The sequence below is a fragment of the Vibrio sp. HS-50-1 genome (assembly GCF_024747315.1).
In the GTDB taxonomy this organism is placed as follows: domain Bacteria; phylum Pseudomonadota; class Gammaproteobacteria; order Enterobacterales; family Vibrionaceae; genus Vibrio; species Vibrio diabolicus.
In genome coordinates this window covers 35,825-55,193 of sequence record NZ_JAMPZF010000002.1, presented here as the reverse complement: position 1 = coordinate 55,193, position 19,369 = coordinate 35,825, and the positions used below count along the sequence as shown (strand labels likewise).

The 19,369-nt window shown below is 47.1% G+C and carries 13 protein-coding genes; 2 read left to right on the top strand and 11 right to left on the bottom strand.

Annotated elements, in window-relative coordinates; genetic code table 11:
• Nucleotides 1-15: 15 nt before the first annotated feature.
• Complete coding sequence (locus NDJ01_RS02085) at nucleotides 16-978, bottom strand: D-2-hydroxyacid dehydrogenase (protein WP_258586166.1); 963 nt, start codon at nucleotides 976-978, stop codon at nucleotides 16-18.
• 93 nt (nucleotides 979-1,071) lie between these two features.
• Complete coding sequence (gene rluA, locus NDJ01_RS02080; RefSeq protein ID WP_258586165.1) at nucleotides 1,072-1,824, bottom strand: bifunctional tRNA pseudouridine(32) synthase/23S rRNA pseudouridine(746) synthase RluA; 753 nt, start codon at nucleotides 1,822-1,824, stop codon at nucleotides 1,072-1,074.
• A 342-nt stretch (nucleotides 1,825-2,166) separates the two neighbouring features.
• Here rluA and NDJ01_RS02075 point away from each other — a divergent pair, with 342 nt between their 5' ends.
• Nucleotides 2,167-3,432 (top strand): NRAMP family divalent metal transporter, encoded by a 1,266-nt coding sequence (locus NDJ01_RS02075; RefSeq protein ID WP_258586164.1) that lies wholly within the window; start codon nucleotides 2,167-2,169, stop codon nucleotides 3,430-3,432.
• Between the two features lie 108 nt (nucleotides 3,433-3,540).
• On the opposite strand, the gene rapA is transcribed toward NDJ01_RS02075, so the two are convergent.
• The gene (gene rapA, locus NDJ01_RS02070; RefSeq protein ID WP_258586163.1) at nucleotides 3,541-6,450 is read right to left on the bottom strand and encodes an RNA polymerase-associated protein RapA; all 2,910 of its coding nucleotides are present in this window, start codon (nucleotides 6,448-6,450) and stop codon (nucleotides 3,541-3,543) included.
• A 560-nt stretch (nucleotides 6,451-7,010) separates the two neighbouring features.
• Between rapA and NDJ01_RS02065 the strand changes: the two genes are divergently transcribed.
• On the top strand, nucleotides 7,011-8,387 hold the full coding sequence (locus NDJ01_RS02065) for a PhoH family protein (RefSeq protein ID WP_258586162.1): 1,377 nt from the start codon (nucleotides 7,011-7,013) through the stop codon (nucleotides 8,385-8,387).
• A gap of 67 nt (nucleotides 8,388-8,454) precedes the next feature.
• Here the strand turns inward: NDJ01_RS02065 and tldD are convergent, their stop codons facing one another.
• From tldD to NDJ01_RS02025, 8 genes are all read right to left on the bottom strand, one after another.
• Nucleotides 8,455-9,900, bottom strand: coding sequence for a metalloprotease TldD (tldD, locus tag NDJ01_RS02060; RefSeq protein WP_006742345.1), 1,446 nt, complete (start codon nucleotides 9,898-9,900; stop codon nucleotides 8,455-8,457).
• Between the two features lie 11 nt (nucleotides 9,901-9,911).
• Nucleotides 9,912-10,733, bottom strand: coding sequence for a carbon-nitrogen hydrolase family protein (locus NDJ01_RS02055; protein ID WP_258586161.1), 822 nt, complete (start codon nucleotides 10,731-10,733; stop codon nucleotides 9,912-9,914).
• Nucleotides 10,734-10,766: 33 nt separating this feature from the next.
• Nucleotides 10,767-14,648 carry a YhdP family protein gene (locus tag NDJ01_RS02050; RefSeq protein WP_258586160.1) on the bottom strand — a complete coding sequence of 1,294 codons (3,882 nt, stop codon included), beginning with the start codon at nucleotides 14,646-14,648 and terminating at the stop codon, nucleotides 10,767-10,769.
• A gap of 12 nt (nucleotides 14,649-14,660) precedes the next feature.
• Nucleotides 14,661-16,130: a ribonuclease G gene (gene rng, locus NDJ01_RS02045; RefSeq protein ID WP_005381138.1), complete on the bottom strand. Its 1,470-nt coding sequence runs from the start codon at nucleotides 16,128-16,130 to the stop codon at nucleotides 14,661-14,663.
• A gap of 18 nt (nucleotides 16,131-16,148) precedes the next feature.
• Nucleotides 16,149-16,718, bottom strand: a complete 570-nt coding sequence (locus NDJ01_RS02040) for a nucleoside triphosphate pyrophosphatase (RefSeq protein ID WP_048626847.1) — start codon at nucleotides 16,716-16,718, stop codon at nucleotides 16,149-16,151.
• A gap of 4 nt (nucleotides 16,719-16,722) precedes the next feature.
• Nucleotides 16,723-17,211, bottom strand: coding sequence for a rod shape-determining protein MreD (gene mreD, locus NDJ01_RS02035; protein ID WP_012841380.1), 489 nt, complete (start codon nucleotides 17,209-17,211; stop codon nucleotides 16,723-16,725).
• Nucleotides 17,201-18,100, bottom strand: a complete 900-nt coding sequence (mreC, locus tag NDJ01_RS02030; protein ID WP_053809360.1) for a rod shape-determining protein MreC — start codon at nucleotides 18,098-18,100, stop codon at nucleotides 17,201-17,203. The genes mreD and mreC overlap by 11 nt, the downstream gene beginning before the upstream one ends.
• A 150-nt stretch (nucleotides 18,101-18,250) precedes the next feature.
• A complete protein-coding gene (locus NDJ01_RS02025; protein ID WP_005381144.1) occupies nucleotides 18,251-19,294 on the bottom strand; it encodes a rod shape-determining protein in 1,044 nt (347 codons plus the stop codon).
• Nucleotides 19,295-19,369 lie beyond the last annotated feature (75 nt).

Here is a 19,369-nt window from a genome sequence, read left to right as displayed (position 1 = left end):
ACTTAAATGTCAGCGTTACACCAAGCGATTAACGCGGTCTCCGCGCTCGAAAGCGTTAATGTTCTCAATCAAGATTTCCGCTAAACGTTGAATCGATGAGTCACTGCCCCATGCAACATGCGGTGTAAGTAGCAAATTGGGTAAATTCATATTGGCAATCAGCGGATTGCTCTCATCAGCTGGTTCTTGTGTAAAAACATCAAAACCAGCCGCAGCGATTTCTCCCTGTTTTAGGGCATCCACCAGCGCGTCCTCATTCACCAAGCCTCCACGCCCCGTATTAATTAGAATGGCGTTGGGCTTCATTTGTTGCAACTCTGCTTGACCAATCAAATTCTGAGTATGATCGTTGAGCGGGCAATGCAAAGTCAGCGCATCGGAGCGTTTTAACACTTCCTCAAACGGCACATAACCAGGTCGACATTCTGCCGCCCCTTTACGCTCAGAAAACAACACGGTCATTCCTAACGCTTGAGCTAGATTCGCCGTCGCTTGCCCCAGCGCCCCACTACCAACAACACCTAACGTGCTACCACCTATATCCCCGATTGGGTGCGTAAAAAAGCAGAACTGCTTATTACGCTGCCATTCGCCAGCGGCAATATCTTGATGGTAACCAAATAAATTTCGGCGTAAAGCAAACAGCATCGCAATCACGTGCTCGGGCACCGAACGCGTCGCGTAACCACGTACATTGGCAACCGCAATATTATGCTTAGCACAGTAGTCCACATCGACGTTGTTAAAACCAGTTGCGGCAACCGCGATCATCCGCAATTGTGGTAGTTGCTCTAATATATTTTGGTCAAGCTGGACTTTATTGCTAATCACGATATCTGCATCTGCTAACCTTTCTATTACCTGCTCTGGCGCGGTTAAGTCGTACTCACGCCAGTGGTGCTGAAAGCTAGGTCGTGGGACCTCAATGTGTTCTGGGATGGTCGCTCGGTCCAAAAATACGATGGTCGGCAAAGACATAACAACTCCTTGTTCACGGCTGAAAGACAGGATACATCAACCACTGTAACGAAATAGCGAACTAGAAAGAACCGTTGTTGACTGCGGTTGGCATTAAGGGTGTGGCAACGTTTTATAATCAGGCAATGTACGTTCTGGCGAAAAATAGTTAAAGATCGCCGCCTCGGCTTCAGGATAAAAGTCACAAGGTACAAAAATACTGCTCAGCTGATCCGTGGCTGGGTGATAAAAACTTAGCTCCGCAGCGTGCAGCTCTAAACGTTCTGAAAACTGATACGCCTCTTCAGTTGCATAAAACTCATCACCAATAATCGCATGACCAATCGCCATCAAATGCACGCGTAACTGATGCGATCGACCAGTAATGGGCAGTAGTCGCACAACGGTCGTATGGGTGCCATCAGAGTGCACTTCACGCTTCACCACTCGGAATAAAGTTTGAGATGGCTTGCCGTCGTCGAAGCATACTTTTTGTCGCGGACGGTTTGGCCAATCACAAATTAATGGAAGGTCAATATTTCCTTCTTGCGGCTCGACATGCCCCCAAACACGTGCGTAATACACCTTGTGGGTGAGACGATATTGGAACTGCTTTTTTAATGCTCGCTCCGCAGGTTTGTTTTTCGCCAGTAGCATCAACCCTGATGTTGACATATCCAAGCGGTGCACAACTTGGATTTCTGGATGCACCTCCTTGAGGCGGCTCCACATGCTGTCGTAATGCTCTTCAAGGCGACCAGGAACAGACAGCAATCCTGATGGCTTATTCACTGCCAGAATGTCGTCATCCTCAAAAACGATATCGACCCAAGGGTCGGTGGGAGGGGTATATTCAAGCATTGCCATGGGAGATCTCTACAAAATAAAAACGCCGCGATTATATACCCAAATAGCACCCAAATGCAGGGGGCTGAAGAAAAGTTCAAACCAATAAAACAAAGTCAATCCTTTAGCATAAAAACTAAAAATATCACGTTGTAAATTTAGTTTGACAACAAGACGCATAACTGAATAGAGTGCTAGATGCACACAGCATGATATTCGCAAAGAATACTTAAAATAAATACATCAAAACACAGCATTTAAAAGACATTACCGTTGCGCAGTATAGGGCGAGCGCTCAGCTTGTCATGCACTGCGGTATGTATCTCTTTAGAAAGGTACATAAAATAAAAAGGACAATAAGCAATGGACTCCGCCGTTATAGATAAACCCCAATCCAAACTTTCCTTATTTTTTCGTTCGTTAGGCCCCGGCATATTAATGGCATCTGCTGCGGTGGGTGGCTCTCACCTCGTCGCATCAACCAAAGCTGGTGCGATTTATGGCTGGCAACTGGCGGCGCTGATTCTGCTCGTAAACCTGTTTAAATACCCTTTTTTCCGAGCGGGCGTACAGTACACCATGGGGACAGGGCTCACCTTGGTTGAGGGCTACGCGAAATTAGGTCGGCCTTATCTATGGCTATTTCTATTTCTGAGCGTGGTCTCAGCCGTAATCAATACCGCCGCTTTGTTGATGTTTAGCGCTAGCTTGCTGGGCTACTTCATTCCGTTTTCACTATCAATGGCATCACTCAGTATCATTGTGATTGTCACCTGCCTGATCATATTATTTGCTGGCCATTACAAAGCGCTCGATACGTTATCTAAGGTGATCATGTCGGTGTTAACCATCGCGACTTTACTTGCCGTTTCTATCGCCTTTGGTAACCCTGTTGAGCCAGTGGCCAACTTCGAGCCACCGTCACCTTGGTCGATTGCGGCAATTGGCTTTATCGTCGTAACAATGGGCTGGATGCCAGCACCGATAGAGATCTCCTGCTTGACCTCTGCGTGGTTAAAATGCCAATCAAGCCAGCAAGAAGTAACGTATCGCTCTGCTCTATTTGACTTTAATGTCGGTTACATTGGCACGGCTTTTCTTGCCATTATCTTTGTATCGTTAGGTTCTTTGATGCTCTATGGCTCTGGCGTTGCACTTGAAAGCTCAGGCGTTGGCTTCTCCCACCAATTGGTTGGCTTATATGCGGCAACAATTGGCGAATGGTCTCGTTACTTAATCGCGGTAATTGCGTTTTTCTGTATCTTTGGCAGCACGATTACCGTTATTGATGGCTACTCACGCGTTATTTCTGACTCTCAACGTCTACTGCGCTCACAACCAGACACTAACCCTAAAGCCACGTCGGCGATCATGCTGGTGGTCGCCTTACTTGCATTAGGTATTGTGGTTTTCTGGGCTTCTGCGTTATTGCCTATGCTGAACTTTGCGATGATCCTCGCCTTTATGACCACGCCATTCTTTGCTCTGCTAAATTACACATTAGTGAGCAAAACCGAGTTACCTGAACCTTTGGCTGTTGGACCTAAATTGAAGTGGTTGTCGATTGCAGGCCTGATTTACTTGTTTGGCTTCTTGGCTGTATTTATCTGGTGGAAATGGTTGATGTAAATGAGTTAGCTATGAGTGATTAGTGCATTCCGCATAAAGAAACTAAACCGCAAATAAAGAAAAAGGTCTTCAACTGAAGACCTTTTTTAATGAACAATAAATGCTTACTTAGTTGTGGCTCACCACAATCAAACGTAGCGAGTCGAGCTGCACTTTAGCTTGGTTGATGTAGCCAGTGAGTTCCTTAATTTGTGCATCAATGGCTTCAATTTCTTCGTCACGAATATTTGGGTTTACCGATTTCAGTGCTTGCAAACGCTCAAGTTCTGCATTCAAGCTATGCTGCATATCTTGATGAGCTTGCTTGCGTACTTCCTCAACCTTCGCTTCGATAAGATCGTCCCCCGCTTCGATCAAGCGGTGTACGTCTTTCTGTACCGACGTGACCAACTTGCTGCCTAAGTGACGGTTTACAGGGCTGAGCTGGCGGTTAAAGCTTTCAAATTCCACTTGAGCAGACAAATCATTACCACGCGAGTCCATCATCAAACGGATTGGCGTTTTCGGTAAGAAGCGCGCGATGCCACTACGTTTTGGTGCTTGCGCATCTACCGCATAAATCAACTCAAGAAGAATGGTACCTACTGGTAGCGCTTTGTTTTTCAAAAGAGATACCGCAGACGTACCCACTCCTTCACTCATCAGAAGATCGATACCACCCTGGATCATTGGGTGCTCCCAACTGATAAAGTGCATATCTTCACGAGATAAAGCCGTATCACGATCAAACGTGATCGTCGCCCCTTCGTATGGCAGGCCTGGGTAGCTTGGTACCATCATGTGCTCAGATGGGGTCACAATCAGTGCGTTTTCACCTTTGTCGTCTTGGTTCAAGCCAATCGTATCAAAAAGAGAAAGTGCGAAGGTGACCAAATTGGTATCACCGTCGGTTGATTCAATTTTCTCAACGATTTGTTGTGCTTTTTCTCCGCCATTTGAATGCATTTCTAACAGGCGATCACGGCCTTGCTCCAATTGGGATTTCAGCTCTTTATTCATTTTTGCTGACGCTTCAATGATCTCATCTAGCGTGCTGGTGTCACCAGAAGCAAGGATTTCAATCAGATCATCAGAGTACTTATCGTAAACGGCACGGCCTGTTGGGCAAGTTTCTGCAAAAGCGTTTAAACCTTCATCAAACCAGCGAGCAAGAATGGCTTGCGAGGTACCTTTCAGGTAAGGAACATGAATGTCGATGTCGCGGTTCTGGCCGATACGGTCCAAACGACCGATACGTTGCTCAAGCAAGTCAGGGTTGAACGGCAAGTCAAACATGACTAATTGGTTGGCAAACTGGAAGTTACGGCCTTCAGAGCCGATTTCACTACAGATCAGAACCTGTGCACCACCTTCTTCTTGCGCAAAGTAAGCGGCTGCTTTGTCACGCTCAAGGATCGACATACCTTCATGGAAGACGGTCGCACGAATGCCTTCACGCTCACGCAGCGCTTGCTCCAATTGCAGAGCCGTACTTGCACGAGAGGCAATCACCAGAATTTTCTCGCTGCGCTTCTCTTTTACCTTTTCAAGTAACCAATTCACGCGCGAGTCAAACTGCCACCAGCTTGCGTCATCGCCTTCAAATTCTTGGAAAATTTCTTCCGGGTAAAGGTTCTTCATTGCACGTGCTTCCGAACTCATCTTACCGCCGATCATCCCAGCAACACGCATTGACGTGGTGTATTGCGGTGGAATATCCATTGGCATCAGGTGCACGTTACGCGCAGGGAAGCCTTTGATAGCCGCACGTGTGTTACGGAACAGAACTCGTCCCGTACCGTGACGATCCATCAAGTTGTCGATCAACTCTTGGCGCGCTGACGCTTTCGCTTCTTCGTCCGCTTCACTTTCGATAATGCGGAAAAGTGGTTCTACGTCTTGTTCAGACAACAACTCAGTAATCTGGTTTTTCGCTTCATCAGGCAGTTTTTCACCAGAGAAAAGTGAAGTAATCGCATCCGCTACAGGTGCGTATTGCTCTTCTTCCTCGACAAACGCTTCATAATCGTAGAAACGGTCAGGATCCAGCAAACGCAGACGAGCAAAGTGGCTTTCACGACCAAGCTGTTCTGGCGTTGCCGTCAGTAGCAGTGCGCCCGGAGTGCGTTCAGCCAAGCCTTCCACTACTTGGTATTCACGGCTCGGTTTATCTTGGCTCCACTCAAGGTGATGCGCTTCATCGACAACCAGTAGGTCCCACTCGCCTTCCAGTGCTTGTTCAAAACGCTTGCGGCTCTTGCGTAGGAAGTCCAAAGAACACAGCACGTATTGCTGGGTATCAAATGGGTTTTCTGCATCCGCGAATGCTTCGATACAACGCTCTTCGTCAAAGATAGAGAAATGTAGGTTGAAACGACGCATCATCTCAACCAGCCATTGATGCTGAAGTGTTTCAGGCACCACAATCAAAATGCGTTCAGCACGGCCAGACAGCACTTGCTGGTGGATGATCATGCCCGCTTCGATGGTTTTACCCAAACCAACTTCATCCGCCAGTAATACGCGTGGTGCGTGACGACGGCCAACTTCGTGCGCGATGTAAAGCTGATGAGGGATCAAACCTGCACGCATACCACACAAGCCACGCATTGGACTCTTATGCTGCTCAAACTGATTGGTTAGCGCACGGTAACGCAGAACAAAGTTGTCCATGCGATCGATTTGACCGGCGTACAACTTATCTTGAGGTTTATTAAAACGAATTTGGTTGCTCAGAAAAATCTCACGCAGAACAACGGCGGTTTCTTGCGTGTCTTCACGAGTACCGAAATAGGTGTATAGACCTTCATCTTCCAGTACTTCTTCAACTTTTAGAGACCAACCTTCTTGGCAGTCGATGACATCACCAACGTTAAAGGTGACTCGGGTAACAGGTGCATCGTTACGTGCGTAAACTCGGTTTTCCTCTGACGCTGCAAACATCAATGTCACAGTACGAGCATCCATTGCTACAACGGTACCTAAACCTAAATCGCTTTCCGTATCGCTAATCCAGCGCTGCCCCAAAGCAAATGTCATGAATTGACTACCTCGTTATTAGTTCTTGATTCGTGTTTCTTGTTGGTCTACTCATGCCCGTAGGCATGGATAATAGTTTAGATCTGATTCTGGCTTCTGCTATGCCGATAGCATTCGTCATTCCAGTATGAACTGAGTATTTTTAAGCCAGCTCAACATGATAAATCGGACGTAGCCTATACGCAGAAAAAGGTCGCTAATCTTACTTGAAGCTGTGATTTAGGTCACGCCGAAACCGCATCAAGCGGAAACTTTTTTTCCCAAACTATAAATGCAATCAAATTGTAAAATACTCATGCCAATTATTAAGTTGTAGAACGTAAATATTACGTATACTTCTAGTGAGGGGCGTTTAAAACCATTGCATATGATTTAAGCGCGTTAGTACACGATTAGGATCAACACGGGTTTGCAGTAAGTTGTCTTGCTACTCGGTTGCACACTAACCGACATCAGCCCGACAACCTCTATTGCAAGCAATCAGAGTTAGGCCGCTTCACACCTATTTGAGAACGACCTAACCACTCGCATGCAGAGCCGTATTACGGCAAGGAGACGCTATGGGCGATACCGATCGGAAACTGTTTGTACTTGATACCAACATTCTTCTTCATGAACCCTTTGCCATCTTCTCTTTCCAAGAACACGATGTCGTTATCCCCATGACCGTGTTGGAAGAACTCGACCGAATCAAAGACAGCAAACGCGATGTCGCAAGAGACGCTCGCGTGGCTATTCGCGCTTTGGAAGATTTGTTTAAAGAAGCAACGCCCGATGAAATTTCTGAAGGTATTCCTGTTTCTAAAGACAGCCCCGACCAAGGCACCATTTCCATTTTGGCGGATTTCGAACTGCAGGAAACCGTCAAAGCCTTCGCCGACAAAGCCGGTGACAACCGCATACTCAATGCGGTGCTTTATCTGCAAAACAAACGAGCACCACGTGAAGTGGTACTGATCACGAAAGACATTAACATGCGTTTGCGCGCCAAAGGCGCTGGCGTACGCTTTGTTGAAGACTACCGAACCGATCAACTGATTGACGACATTCAATACCTCACCAAAGGCTTTCAACTGCGTGAGGGGGACTTCTGGAGTGATATTGAGGAAGTAGAAAGTTATGCGCTGGGCGGAAAAACCTATCACAAGCTCAGTCGTGAACCTTTTGAACCAACCTTTATTAACCAATATGTGATTGATGAAGACAGCGACTTTGCTGGCCGCGTGGCAACCATCAATGAAGACAAATTAACGCTACTCGACCTGAGCCGAGAACGCATGATGCACCGTAAGGCTTGGGACATCACACCAAAAAACATCTACCAAGGAATGGCGTTGGATGCCTTACTTGACCCGGATATTGACCTAGTGATTTTAACTGGTGCAGCAGGTAGTGGTAAAACGCTATTAGCCATGGCAGCAGCACTGGAGCAAACCATTGAAAAAGGCATGTTCGATAAAATTATCGTGACGCGTAACACGCCAGACATCGGTGAATCCATCGGCTTCCTACCCGGCTCAGAAGAGGAGAAAATGATGCCGTGGTTAGCGGCGGTGACCGATACCTTGGAAGCGCTACATAAACACGATCACTGCACTGAAGGCTCATTGAAGTACATCTGCGATAAAGCCAATATTCAGTTTAAATCGATCAACTTTATGCGTGGCCGTTCTATTCAAAATGCGTTTGTGCTGCTTGATGAGTGTCAAAACCTCACCGCTTCACAAATCAAAACCATCATCACCCGCTGCGGCGAAGGAACCAAAATCGTCTGCTCCGGTAACTTGGCGCAGATTGACTCCCATTACCTCACCCCTGTGACCTCTGGTTTGACCTACATGGTTGAACGCTTCAAGAACTTTGAAGGCAGCGCGAATATTCACCTTAACGGCGTGGTTCGTAGCCGCTTGGCAGAGTTTGCCGAAGAGAACCTCTAGTCGACATCGACTCACAAAAACAAAAGAGCGCTCTAATGAGCGCTCTTTTTATAACGATTCGAATGAGTTACTCAGTACCACCCACCGTCAGTGAATCCAATTTCAAGGTCGGCTGACCAACGCCAACTGGCACACTTTGGCCTGCTTTACCACATACGCCAACGCCCTTGTCGATACTTAAGTCGTTACCAACCATCGACACTTGTTGCATGGCTTCAATACCAGAGCCAATCAACGTCGCACCTTTAACAGGGCGCGTAATTTTGCCGTTTTCAATTAAGTACGCTTCCGATGCGGAGAACACAAACTTACCCGAAGTAATGTCCACCTGACCGCCACCAAAGTTTGGCGCATACAACCCTTTCTCTACCGTCGAGATGATTTCTTCTGGCGTATGTTCACCTGGAAGCATGTAGGTGTTGGTCATACGCGGCATCGGCAAATGTGCATACGACTCACGACGACCGTTACCTGTTGGGTTCACACCCATTAACCGCGCGTTTAGCTTGTCTTGCATGTAACCTTTCAGCACACCATTTTCGATAAGCGTGTTGTACTGGCCATTCACCCCTTCATCATCCACATTGAGTGAACCACGAAGGTCTTTTAATGTACCGTCATCAACAATGGTACACAGTGAAGACGTCACTTGTTGACCCATTTTGCCAGAGAAAACCGAAGATTCCTTACGGTTAAAGTCACCTTCTAGGCCATGACCTACCGCCTCATGTAGCAATACGCCTGGCCAACCGGAGCCCAATACCACTGGCATCATGCCTGCTGGTGCGGCTTCTGCTTCAAGGTTTACCAACGCCATGCGAATCGCTTCGTCTGCATAATGGAAAGCTTGTTTCACACCATTGCTTTCCGTTAAAAAGAAATCGTAACCAAAACGGCCACCGCCACCAGCGCTACCTCGTTCACGTCGTTCGCCTTTTTGTGCAAGCACACTAATAGACAAACGCACCAAAGGACGAATATCGCCTGCATAAGTACCGTCTGTTGCCGCAACAAGCATCTGCTCATGCACACCGCTGATGCTGATCGAGACTTCTTTAATCAATGGTTCTTTGGTGCGGATGTAAGCATCTAGAGATTTGAGCAATTCTGTTTTTTGCTGCTTTTCCCATTCAGCTAGTGGATTCACAGCCGCGTAATACGCTTGGTTTTCGGTGCGTTTAAACGCTTGGACTTTGCCATTCTGCCCTTGTTGAGCAATACCGCGCGCCGCCATTGCACTCTGCTTCAGACCTTCAGGCTGAATTTGATCAGAGTAGGCAAAGCCGGTTTTTTCACCAGTTACCGCACGAACACCAACACCACAATCAATGTTAAAAGAGCCATCTTTGATGATGCTGTCTTCTAGAACCAGAGACTCGTGCCAGCTGGACTGAAAGTAAATGTCCGCATAATCGATCTGGCGCGTCGCAATGCTGGCAAGCGTGTCAGCAATGTCTTGTTCTGTCAGACCATTTGGGGCAAGGAGTGCCTGTTCTATTTGGTTTGTGCTCATAGTTAGCTCTTTTATTTCCGTCTCAATTCATTTTGAAAGCGACTGTGTTGAGTCAGCGGCATATTCTGCCTTACTTGTTGGCTTTGTGACAAATCTATCTCTGTCACCAATAAGCCTACTTCATCCTGAAGCTGTTTATGGATACGTCCCCAAGGGTCAACGACCATTGAGTGTCCCCATGTTTTTCGTCCACATGGATGCGTTCCAGTTTGTCCGCTCGCCAAAATCCAACATTGTGTCTCAACCGCTCTAGCTCGCAATAGTACTTCCCAGTGAGCTTGCCCCGTCACAGCAGTAAACGCAGCAGGCACCACAATGATATCCGCGCCTTCTTGGCGTAATACTTTATAAAGCTCAGGAAAACGAAGATCGTAACAGATGCTCAATCCAACGCTGCCGATATCGGTTTCCGCCACTACAATTTGATTACCCGCCATAAACGTATCCGACTCACGATAACTACCATAACCATCGGCTACGTCGACATCAAACATATGCAGTTTGTCATAGTGAGCAATGCATTTACCGTGCGGCGGCAATACAAGTGTTGTGGTCGTGACACCTTTTGCGGTTTGAATGGGCATGCTTCCGACAATCAGTGTTAACTGGTTCTTTCTTGCGATTTCAGAGAGCCGCTGTTGAATCACGCCACTCCCAAGTGGCTCTGCATGTTGATGGTACGCTTCGCGGTTGGCAAACAGCACCGTATTTTCAGGGGTAAGGACAAGCTTGGCACCTTGCTTACTCGCCAAAGCACATTGCTTTTCAATAAAGTCCAGATTCGCAGTGATATCCGGACCCGATGTCATTTGAATAATGCCAACACGTTCCATGTGTTTCCTCCCTATTCCATTTTAGTCGGTGAGTTATTTGGCCTGTTCACGCAGCTTTTCTGGCAGTTTGTATTCACCTTTACTTCGAGAAATTTCTTTTACCGTTGGTGAGTCTAGTGGGCCTTTCACTTCATAATTGACTTGAGTGAAGACCTCAACCACCGGAGAAATCACTGTTGAGATGGCTAAAACATACAGCGCGGTTTGTGGCGCTACTGCAAACGCGGTCAGCATTGGTAGGCCTGACGTGATGTCTGGGGTGAACTTCACTTCCGCATCGACCATTCTGCTGTTCATATTGGCGATGCCGCGGATCTGCATTTCCCCTGCTAACGCATCCATCACGATATCGTTGGTGATAAATACGCCATCTTGGATTTTGCCCGTGCCTGTGATCGAGTTAAACGCCATGCCTTTGTCGAATACGTCGGTAAAGTCGAGCTGCATCTTACGGATGATAGAATCCAAACTGAACAAGCCTAACAAGCGTGCCGCACCACTGACTTCACTGATCACGCCTTTACCAAATTCCGTTGAGACATTCCCTTGCAAGGTTTGTGTCTTCATCGACCAAGGCGCGCCGTCCCATTCCATATTGGCATTGATCTCAAATGGTGCCTGCTGAATACCTGATGTGATACCAAAGCGCTCCATAAGGTCAGTGTTGTTATCACCTTTCATTTTCATGGTTAAGTTGGAATGGCTATTCTCTTTTGTCAGGTCCCACCAACCGCTCATATCAATACGGTTTTTGCCGCTGCTAAAGGTGATATTTTTCCACTCCAAACGGTTCTCGCGACGCTGCAAATCAACATTCACCTTCCCCACTTTGTAACCTTGCAACCAAAAATCATCGATGTTCAAAGTTAAGTTTGGCATCTCAGCGTGAAACTGGCGGTCAAAATTGGTAATCAAAGGCGCGTTTTGATCCTCACTGGCAAAGAGCGAACTGCGCTCTTTGGTCATCTCTTCAAACCCTGGAATATACAGGTGCAAGTGCTCCAAAGAGACCGATAAGTCATACGGCTTCAGATAGTTAGCCTTACCTTTAACCTCTTGACTGTCCACATCGAGTTGCCAGCTCAAATTCTTTTTGCTTGCGGAGAAGTCCACATCATGAAACTCAATCCCACCAAGCTGCAAGTTTGGCGTTTCAACATCAATCCGTGTAGGCAATGGAATACTCGGCGTCTTCATGCTTGCCAGAACAGATGAGGATTGCTTACCTTCCGAGCCCTGAAGCAGCTCTGCCCACTGGTCTAAATTAAGCTCACCGACACGCACTGATGCATCGTGTCCGACAATAGGGCTGATCCTGAAACCACCTTTGCCGACCATTAAATGAGTCGCCGTCAGAACAGGTACCTCGCCAGTTATATCTATATCGGTTTGATACTTAGCATTTGGGATCTGTAGTCTTGCTGAAATACTTTCTTGGTTGCCGGATGCCTGCAGTTTTGCTTGCCCGGACTCGCCAACTTGTTTCGCTAGCGGATAGGGATATTGACTCGCTAAACGATTTAGCTGCGCCAACACATCAAGTTGATAGGTGAAGCCTACATCATTAAGTTGTAAGTCAATGTCCATTTGCCACGGCGCATGCCCAGAAACAAGCTTTAACCAACGCTCACCAACATAAGGTTTGAGAGGCTCAACGTCCCAATCCCCTAATGTATTAATCGTCACATTGTAGCCCTGTTCCGCACTCTCACCACGAAAATCGAGGGAGATAGGCTGGGTAAGCAACTCTGCAGACAAACCCGATGTGGTGACCACATCATTATCGAAGTGGATACGCCCTGTGGCTTTCTCCAGCGTCATTGGCGGCGCTTCAATATCGACACGATTTTCTGTTAAATCGGCATAACCCCAAGCACGGGACTCTTTTTCAAAATCAAACGGAATGTTGAGCTGGAACTCAGAGTAAACCGGACCACTCACTTGCAGCGCCGTCAACGCTGCCCCGACCGAGTCCACCAATGGCGTCGCCATCATGTAGTCACGAACTTCATTACCCGGCGCGCTCGCTTTGGCTTCAATCTCAATGTGTCCACCTTCCGCCAACTCAGGGATTCGCCCAGTAATACGCTTGGCATGAACACCATTTAGAGTGGCGGACTTTGAATCCAAATACATGGCATCATTTTCAAACAGCAAGTCCAGCTGCAGATCCGTGATGGTTGGCCACGCCGTATCAAAGCTAAATTTCGCGTCTTTTAAACCGACCCACGCCTGAAACATGCCATTATGATCTTTGTAAGGAAAATCCCCTAACTCGCCATACCACAGCAGCTTAGCCGTATTCACTTTACCGCCTTGAATCGCAGTCGATAGGTAATCCGTTAAGTCTTGTCCGAGTGCCAGAGTCGGCAGGTAACGCCATGTTTCACCTGCGTTATAAAGATCCACCTCAGCATAAAACGATAAAAATGGGCTTTGTTCTTTTGGAAAATCAAGACGGAATGCTCCTAGTACTTGAAGATCTGGTGTCGCTGCCGTCACTTTATCAGACCACAAGCGCCAGCCGCTCTCATCTTGTTGCCAGATAATATCGACTTCACCTTGTTTGATATTCAGCGGAGCTTGAAATACATCACCGTACGGAAATACATCATCAATGACGGTTACTTTCGCTTTTGCCTGATCTAAATCACCAGATACACTGCCCTGTACATGATGGAATCCTGGTAGCAGTTCCCATTGCGTCATCGCAAGCTCATCCAGTTCCGCGGAGTAGCGTAACGTGTCTAAACCACCGTTCATGGACAAGCGAACATCTTCAACTCGGCCTTTCGGTGCTAGTTTGTTAATAAGGTCACTGGTCGACTCTGACTCTGGAGCCAGCTTGATGAGCGGAATGAGTGCTTCAATGTCGAGTTGAGAAAGGTTGAGCGTCCAACCATTCGGTTGCCAATCAAACGCTGCGTCTAATTCCGGCCAAGGGGTGTTGTCGGTTCGGATCCGAAGTGAGTGACCATTTACTTTCCAACCTTGTTTATCTGGTCGAAGATTGAAAATACCTGACTCGATAAACAGCTCATGACGACCGTTTTCATTCCACACCAGCTCAGAAGGTAATAGTTCAACATACGCATCATTCGGTTGGCTGTGTTTCAGCGTCAGCCAAGTGTTTAAGCTGACCTTACCCGACTCAGCACCCGACTCTTCTTGCATGTAAGTGGTTAACCAAGGCGTCACTGAGACATCTTGGGCACTCACGTAAAACTCACCAGACACATCACGCAGCGAACCATGGTCTTTAAAGTTAGCGCTCACTAACAATGAATTCAGACGAACATCGGCAATGTTCACGGTGCCTTCTGCTAAGTGGTGCTTGCCTTGGTTGCTCCAACGGAGCTGCTCGATATCTAAACGGCGAGTCTCACCAGATACCGATTTATACCAAATCCGTGAGTCGGTAATGGTGAAGTCTTCAAACTGACGTAAAAGAAGTGAGTCGAGTTGGTCGATGAGCTTCACTTCGCTCTTGTCCACACTCGGTTCCTGCTCTTGACGACTAGAGGTCGGCAGAATGTCTACGGTGTGAATATCCAGAGCGAGGTTATGGATGGTGAGGTCAGCGACCACCGGTTTGAGTTGCAAAAGAGATTGAATGAGATCGAATTCAATTTGGATTTCTTCAACGGCAAAGCGTGCATCCTGAATATTCGGCAGATTCGCTTCTAAACCGAGTAGCGCGATGGAGGGGTGATTATTGCGCCACGTCCCTGCGACGTTGGCGATAGAAAAGTCAAAACCTGTGTCCTGCTTGACCCAGGTTTTGATCTCATCTTGGAAGTGGTTAAGTTGTGGCAATGTGACGCGCAGTGTGGTTACTAATATGGCCAATAACACCAGTACAGTAACTAAACTCCACGCACAAAAACGCCCAAAACGGTTAACACCAGAATTCACAAATGTTCCAAATTACATCATTACGACGTCAAACTGTTCCTGAATGTACAGGGGCTCAGCCTGAACTCGCACTTGCTTGCCAATAAATACTTCGAGCTCAGCCAATGCATGAGACTCATCACCCAACAGCGCTTCAGCGACAAACGGCGATGCGTACACAACAAAATTATCGGCGTCGTAAGCACGGTTTACACGAGTAATCTCGCGTAATATCTCAAAGCACACGGTTTCAACCGTTTTCACACTGCCACGGCCCTCACAAGTAGGACAGCCAGAACACAAGATATGTTCAATACTTTCTCGTGTGCGCTTACGCGTCATCTCGACTAAGCCGAGCTGAGTAAAGCCGTTGATGTTGGTTTTTACTCGATCTTTAGCCAGTGCGGTTTCCAATGAGGTGAGCACTCGCTGACGGTGCTCTTCAGACGCCATATCGATAAAGTCGATAATGATGATGCCGCCGAGATTGCGCAAACGCAGCTGACGAGCAATAGCTTGCGTTGCCTCAATGTTGGTATTAAAGATGGTCTCTTCAAGATTACGACGACCAACAAATGCACCAGTGTTGATGTCGATAGTTGTCATAGCTTCAGTTTGATCAATGATCAAATAGCCACCCGACTTTAGCTCAACCTTGCGCTCTAAGGAGCGCTGAATTTCATTCTCGGTGTCGTACATGTCAAAGATTGGCTTGTCACCTTCGTAAAGCTCAAGCTTGTCTGTTAGCTCAGGTACATACTCAGAAGTGAATTCTTTCAGGTTTTCATATTCGAGGCGGGAGTCGACCATGATTTTATCGAGCTCTGTGCCGACAAAATCACGCAGAATGCGCTGGGCTAAACCAAGTTCACCGTAAAGCGTTGAACGCGTTTTGTATTTTGAACGACGCTCCATGACTTTTAGCCACAAGCGCTTAAGAAATGCCGCGTCTTGAGAAAGCTCTTTTTCATCTGCGCCTTCCGCGGCGGTACGAATGATAAAACCACCGTGCTCATCACAGTAATGGTTCACCACTTTTTTCAGACGCTCGCGCTCTTTCTCACTCTCAATACGCTGCGAAACACCAACATGGCTGGCACCCGGCATAAAGACAAGATAACGTGAAGGCAATGTGATATCCGTCGTTAAACGCGCGCCTTTCGTGCCGAGCGGATCTTTGACCACTTGTACAACAATGTCTTGTCCCTGACGTACCAGCTCAGAGATATCACGGACTTGAAACTGCTGTTTTTCGTTCTCTGCCACACATTCGGTATGCGGGACAATATCTGACGCATGTAAAAACGCCGCTTTATCTAAACCGATATCGACGAAAGCCGCTTGCATACCTGGCAGTACTCGGCTGACTTTGCCTTTGTATATATTGCCCACAATGCCGCGACGCGATTCGCGCTCGATATGTATTTCTTGTAGTACTCCACCTTCAATCATGGCCACACGAGTTTCACTCGGGGTCACGTTAAGCAGCAATTCTGCACTCATGTGCACACCTCAAAACAATTATAAAAATTCTTGAATTAGCTGATCGGTTTCGAACAAAGGTAAGCCTACTACAGCGTGATAACTGCCTTCGATTCGGGTGACAAATCGCCCTCCGAGTCCCTGAATACCATAACTTCCAGCTTTATCGCATGGCTCTCCTGACTGCCAATATTGTTCGATTTCTTCGTGAGTCAGTTGTTTGAACCACACGTCAGTGGTGACGACCACTGAATGTTGTTGTTCCGATGATACGACGCTCACCGCAGTCATCACTTGATGACGACGGCCGGATAAGTCAGTAAGCATACGCTTTGAATCTTCAAAACTTTTTGGTTTTTCTAGCACACGGTCATCGCATACTACGACCGTGTCAGAGCCCAATACAACGGAATCAGGCTTAGCTAATGCTAAGCCTGCCTGAGCTTTTTCCAAAGAAAGACGCAGCACGTACTCTCGTGCCTGCTCATGAGCCTGTTTAGCTTCCTCAATATCAGGCAATACGATCTCAAAGTCATAACCTAGTTGAGCAAGCAGCTCTTTTCTTCTCGGAGAACCCGAAGCGAGAACGAGAGATAAGCTTTTCTTCACCGCTTTACCTTACGTGCCATGCACGACGAACTCGTCGCATTAATAAAAACATCCATGGCCAAAGTATACAGTTTATTGCTGCCGTCCACAGAGATAATGGATTAAATACTACGTCCTGGTTCAAATATTCCCCACAGAATATCAAAACTTCCAATAACGCAGTAAAAAAGGCAATTAAAATCGACTGTTGCCACAATGCCATGTTACGAATCAATAGGAAATTCAACGCCACCAGATAGATGACAATCGACATCATCATGCCGCGAATTCCAAGCGTTGAACCGATCAAGATATCCCATAATAAGCCCAGCACTAGCGCGGTTCCAACGTTCACTCGGTGCGGCAGTGCCAACACCCAATAACACGTGACAAGGAACAACCATGATGGACGTAAAACATCTAACACACCTGGCCACGGAATGGTTTGCAATACCAGCGCAACGAAGAAACTGACACCAATCACCATTCGGCTACTCACTACATTATTGGCCATCAGTTACCTCTTGTTCTTCTTGCTCTAACCCTTCTTCCACATTGGATCGCAGCACTTTGTGTTGACGATCTTCATTCGGCCAAATCAGCAGGAGGTAACGTAAACGATCAAACTCTACAACTGGCTCAGCCTTGATTGCCGCAAATTCTTGGCGCGTATCGTGATCCACATTGGTAACCGTCGCGACTGGGTACCCTTCTGGGTAAATCCCACCTAGGCCGGATGTCACCAGTAGATCGCCAACCTGAATATCAGTACTGGTTGGAATGTGCTCCAGTTGGATTTCATCCATTTCACCATTGCCCGACGCGATCACTCGAATATCGTTACGGATCACTTGGACAGGAATCGCATTTTTCGCATCCGTTAGCAACAGAACACGTGCGTTGTGCGCTGCGACAAACGTGACTTGACCAACAATGCCTTTTTCGTTGATCACTGGCTGTCCGACGTACACACCGTCTATTTGTCCTTTATCAATCACCACTTGATGACGATAAGGTGAGGTATCAACCGCCATCACTTCTGTTACGACTTTCTTTTCATCCCGGACAAATGAAGAGCCTAACAATTTGCGTAGACGTTGGTTTTCTTCTTTATATTGATCGAGCAAGATCAGCTCGCTTTTCAGGCGTAGCACTTCTCGCTTTAAGTTGCGATTGCCTTCAACTAATGCCTGACGAGTATTAAAACGTTCAAATACGCCATCGAACATGCTGCGAGGCAAATTGGCTGCGTATTGAATCGGTGCAACCATACTGTTCAATAAGTATCGGACGTTGGAAAACGTATCTAGACGACTATCAGCCAGCATTAAGCTCGCCGACACGATGACAGCAAAAAACAGACGTAATTGCAGAGACGGACCTCTGCCAAAAATCGGTTTCATCTTGTTTTTGACCTGATTGCTTCCATGATTATTGAGCCTTACTTGGCAACCTAAAAATACTTAAATAAATACTTTTAGGTATGGAGCATGTTTGAATTACAGAGAGAGCAGAAATGAAGGTGAAGCCCGACATGAGCTTCACCTAAACCTTTATTCTTCAGAGAACAGATCGCCACCGTGCATGTCGATCATTTCTAGTGCTTTACCGCCACCACGCGCAACACACGTTAGTGGATCTTCCGCGATAACCACAGGGATACCGGTTTCTTCCATTAATAGACGATCGAGATCTTTCAGTAGCGCGCCACCACCAGTCAGAACCATGCCGTTTTCAGAAATGTCTGAAGCAAGCTCTGGTGGACACTGCTCTAGTGCAACCATGACTGCTGAGACGATGCCAGATAGCGGCTCTTGAAGCGCTTCTAGGATCTCGTTTGAGTTCAGGCTAAAGCTGCGTGGCACACCCTCTGCAAGGTTACGACCGCGAACTTCAATCTCTTGAACTTCATCGCCAGGGTAAGCAGAGCCGATTTCGTGTTTGATCTTTTCAGCCGTTGCTTCACCAATTAAGCTGCCGTAGTTACGACGTACGTAGTTGATCACGGCTTCATCAAAGCGATCACCACCGATACGTACAGACGATGAGTAAACCACACCGTTTAAAGAGATAACCGCAACTTCAGTTGTACCACCACCGATATCAACCACCATTGAACCTGTCGGCTCAGACACGCGCAGACCAGCACCAATTGCTGCCGCCATTGGCTCGTCGATTAGGTAAACTTCACGCGCACCAGCACCGAGTGCTGATTCACGAATTGCGCGGCGCTCAACTTGGGTAGAACCGCAAGGAACACAAACAAGAACACGTGGGCTTGGCTTTAGGATGCTGTTGTCATGCACTTGTTTGATAAAGTGCTGAAGCATTTTTTCGGTTACGTAGAAATCAGCGATTACGCCGTCTTTCATTGGGCGGATAGCGGAAATGTTGCCAGGTGTACGACCAAGCATCTGTTTTGCTGCGTGACCGACTGCAGCAACGCTTTTTGCAGAACCTACACGATCTTGACGAATAGCAACTACAGAAGGTTCATCAAGGACAATACCTTGCCCTTTTACGTAAATTAGAGTGTTGGCTGTACCTAAATCGATAGATAGATCGTTAGAAAACATGCCACGAAGTTTCTTAAACATACTCTTCGCTCATCCTGCAAAAATATAGAAGACAAAAATTGCTCTAAATGTACCAATGCCTCGCTGTCACAGCAA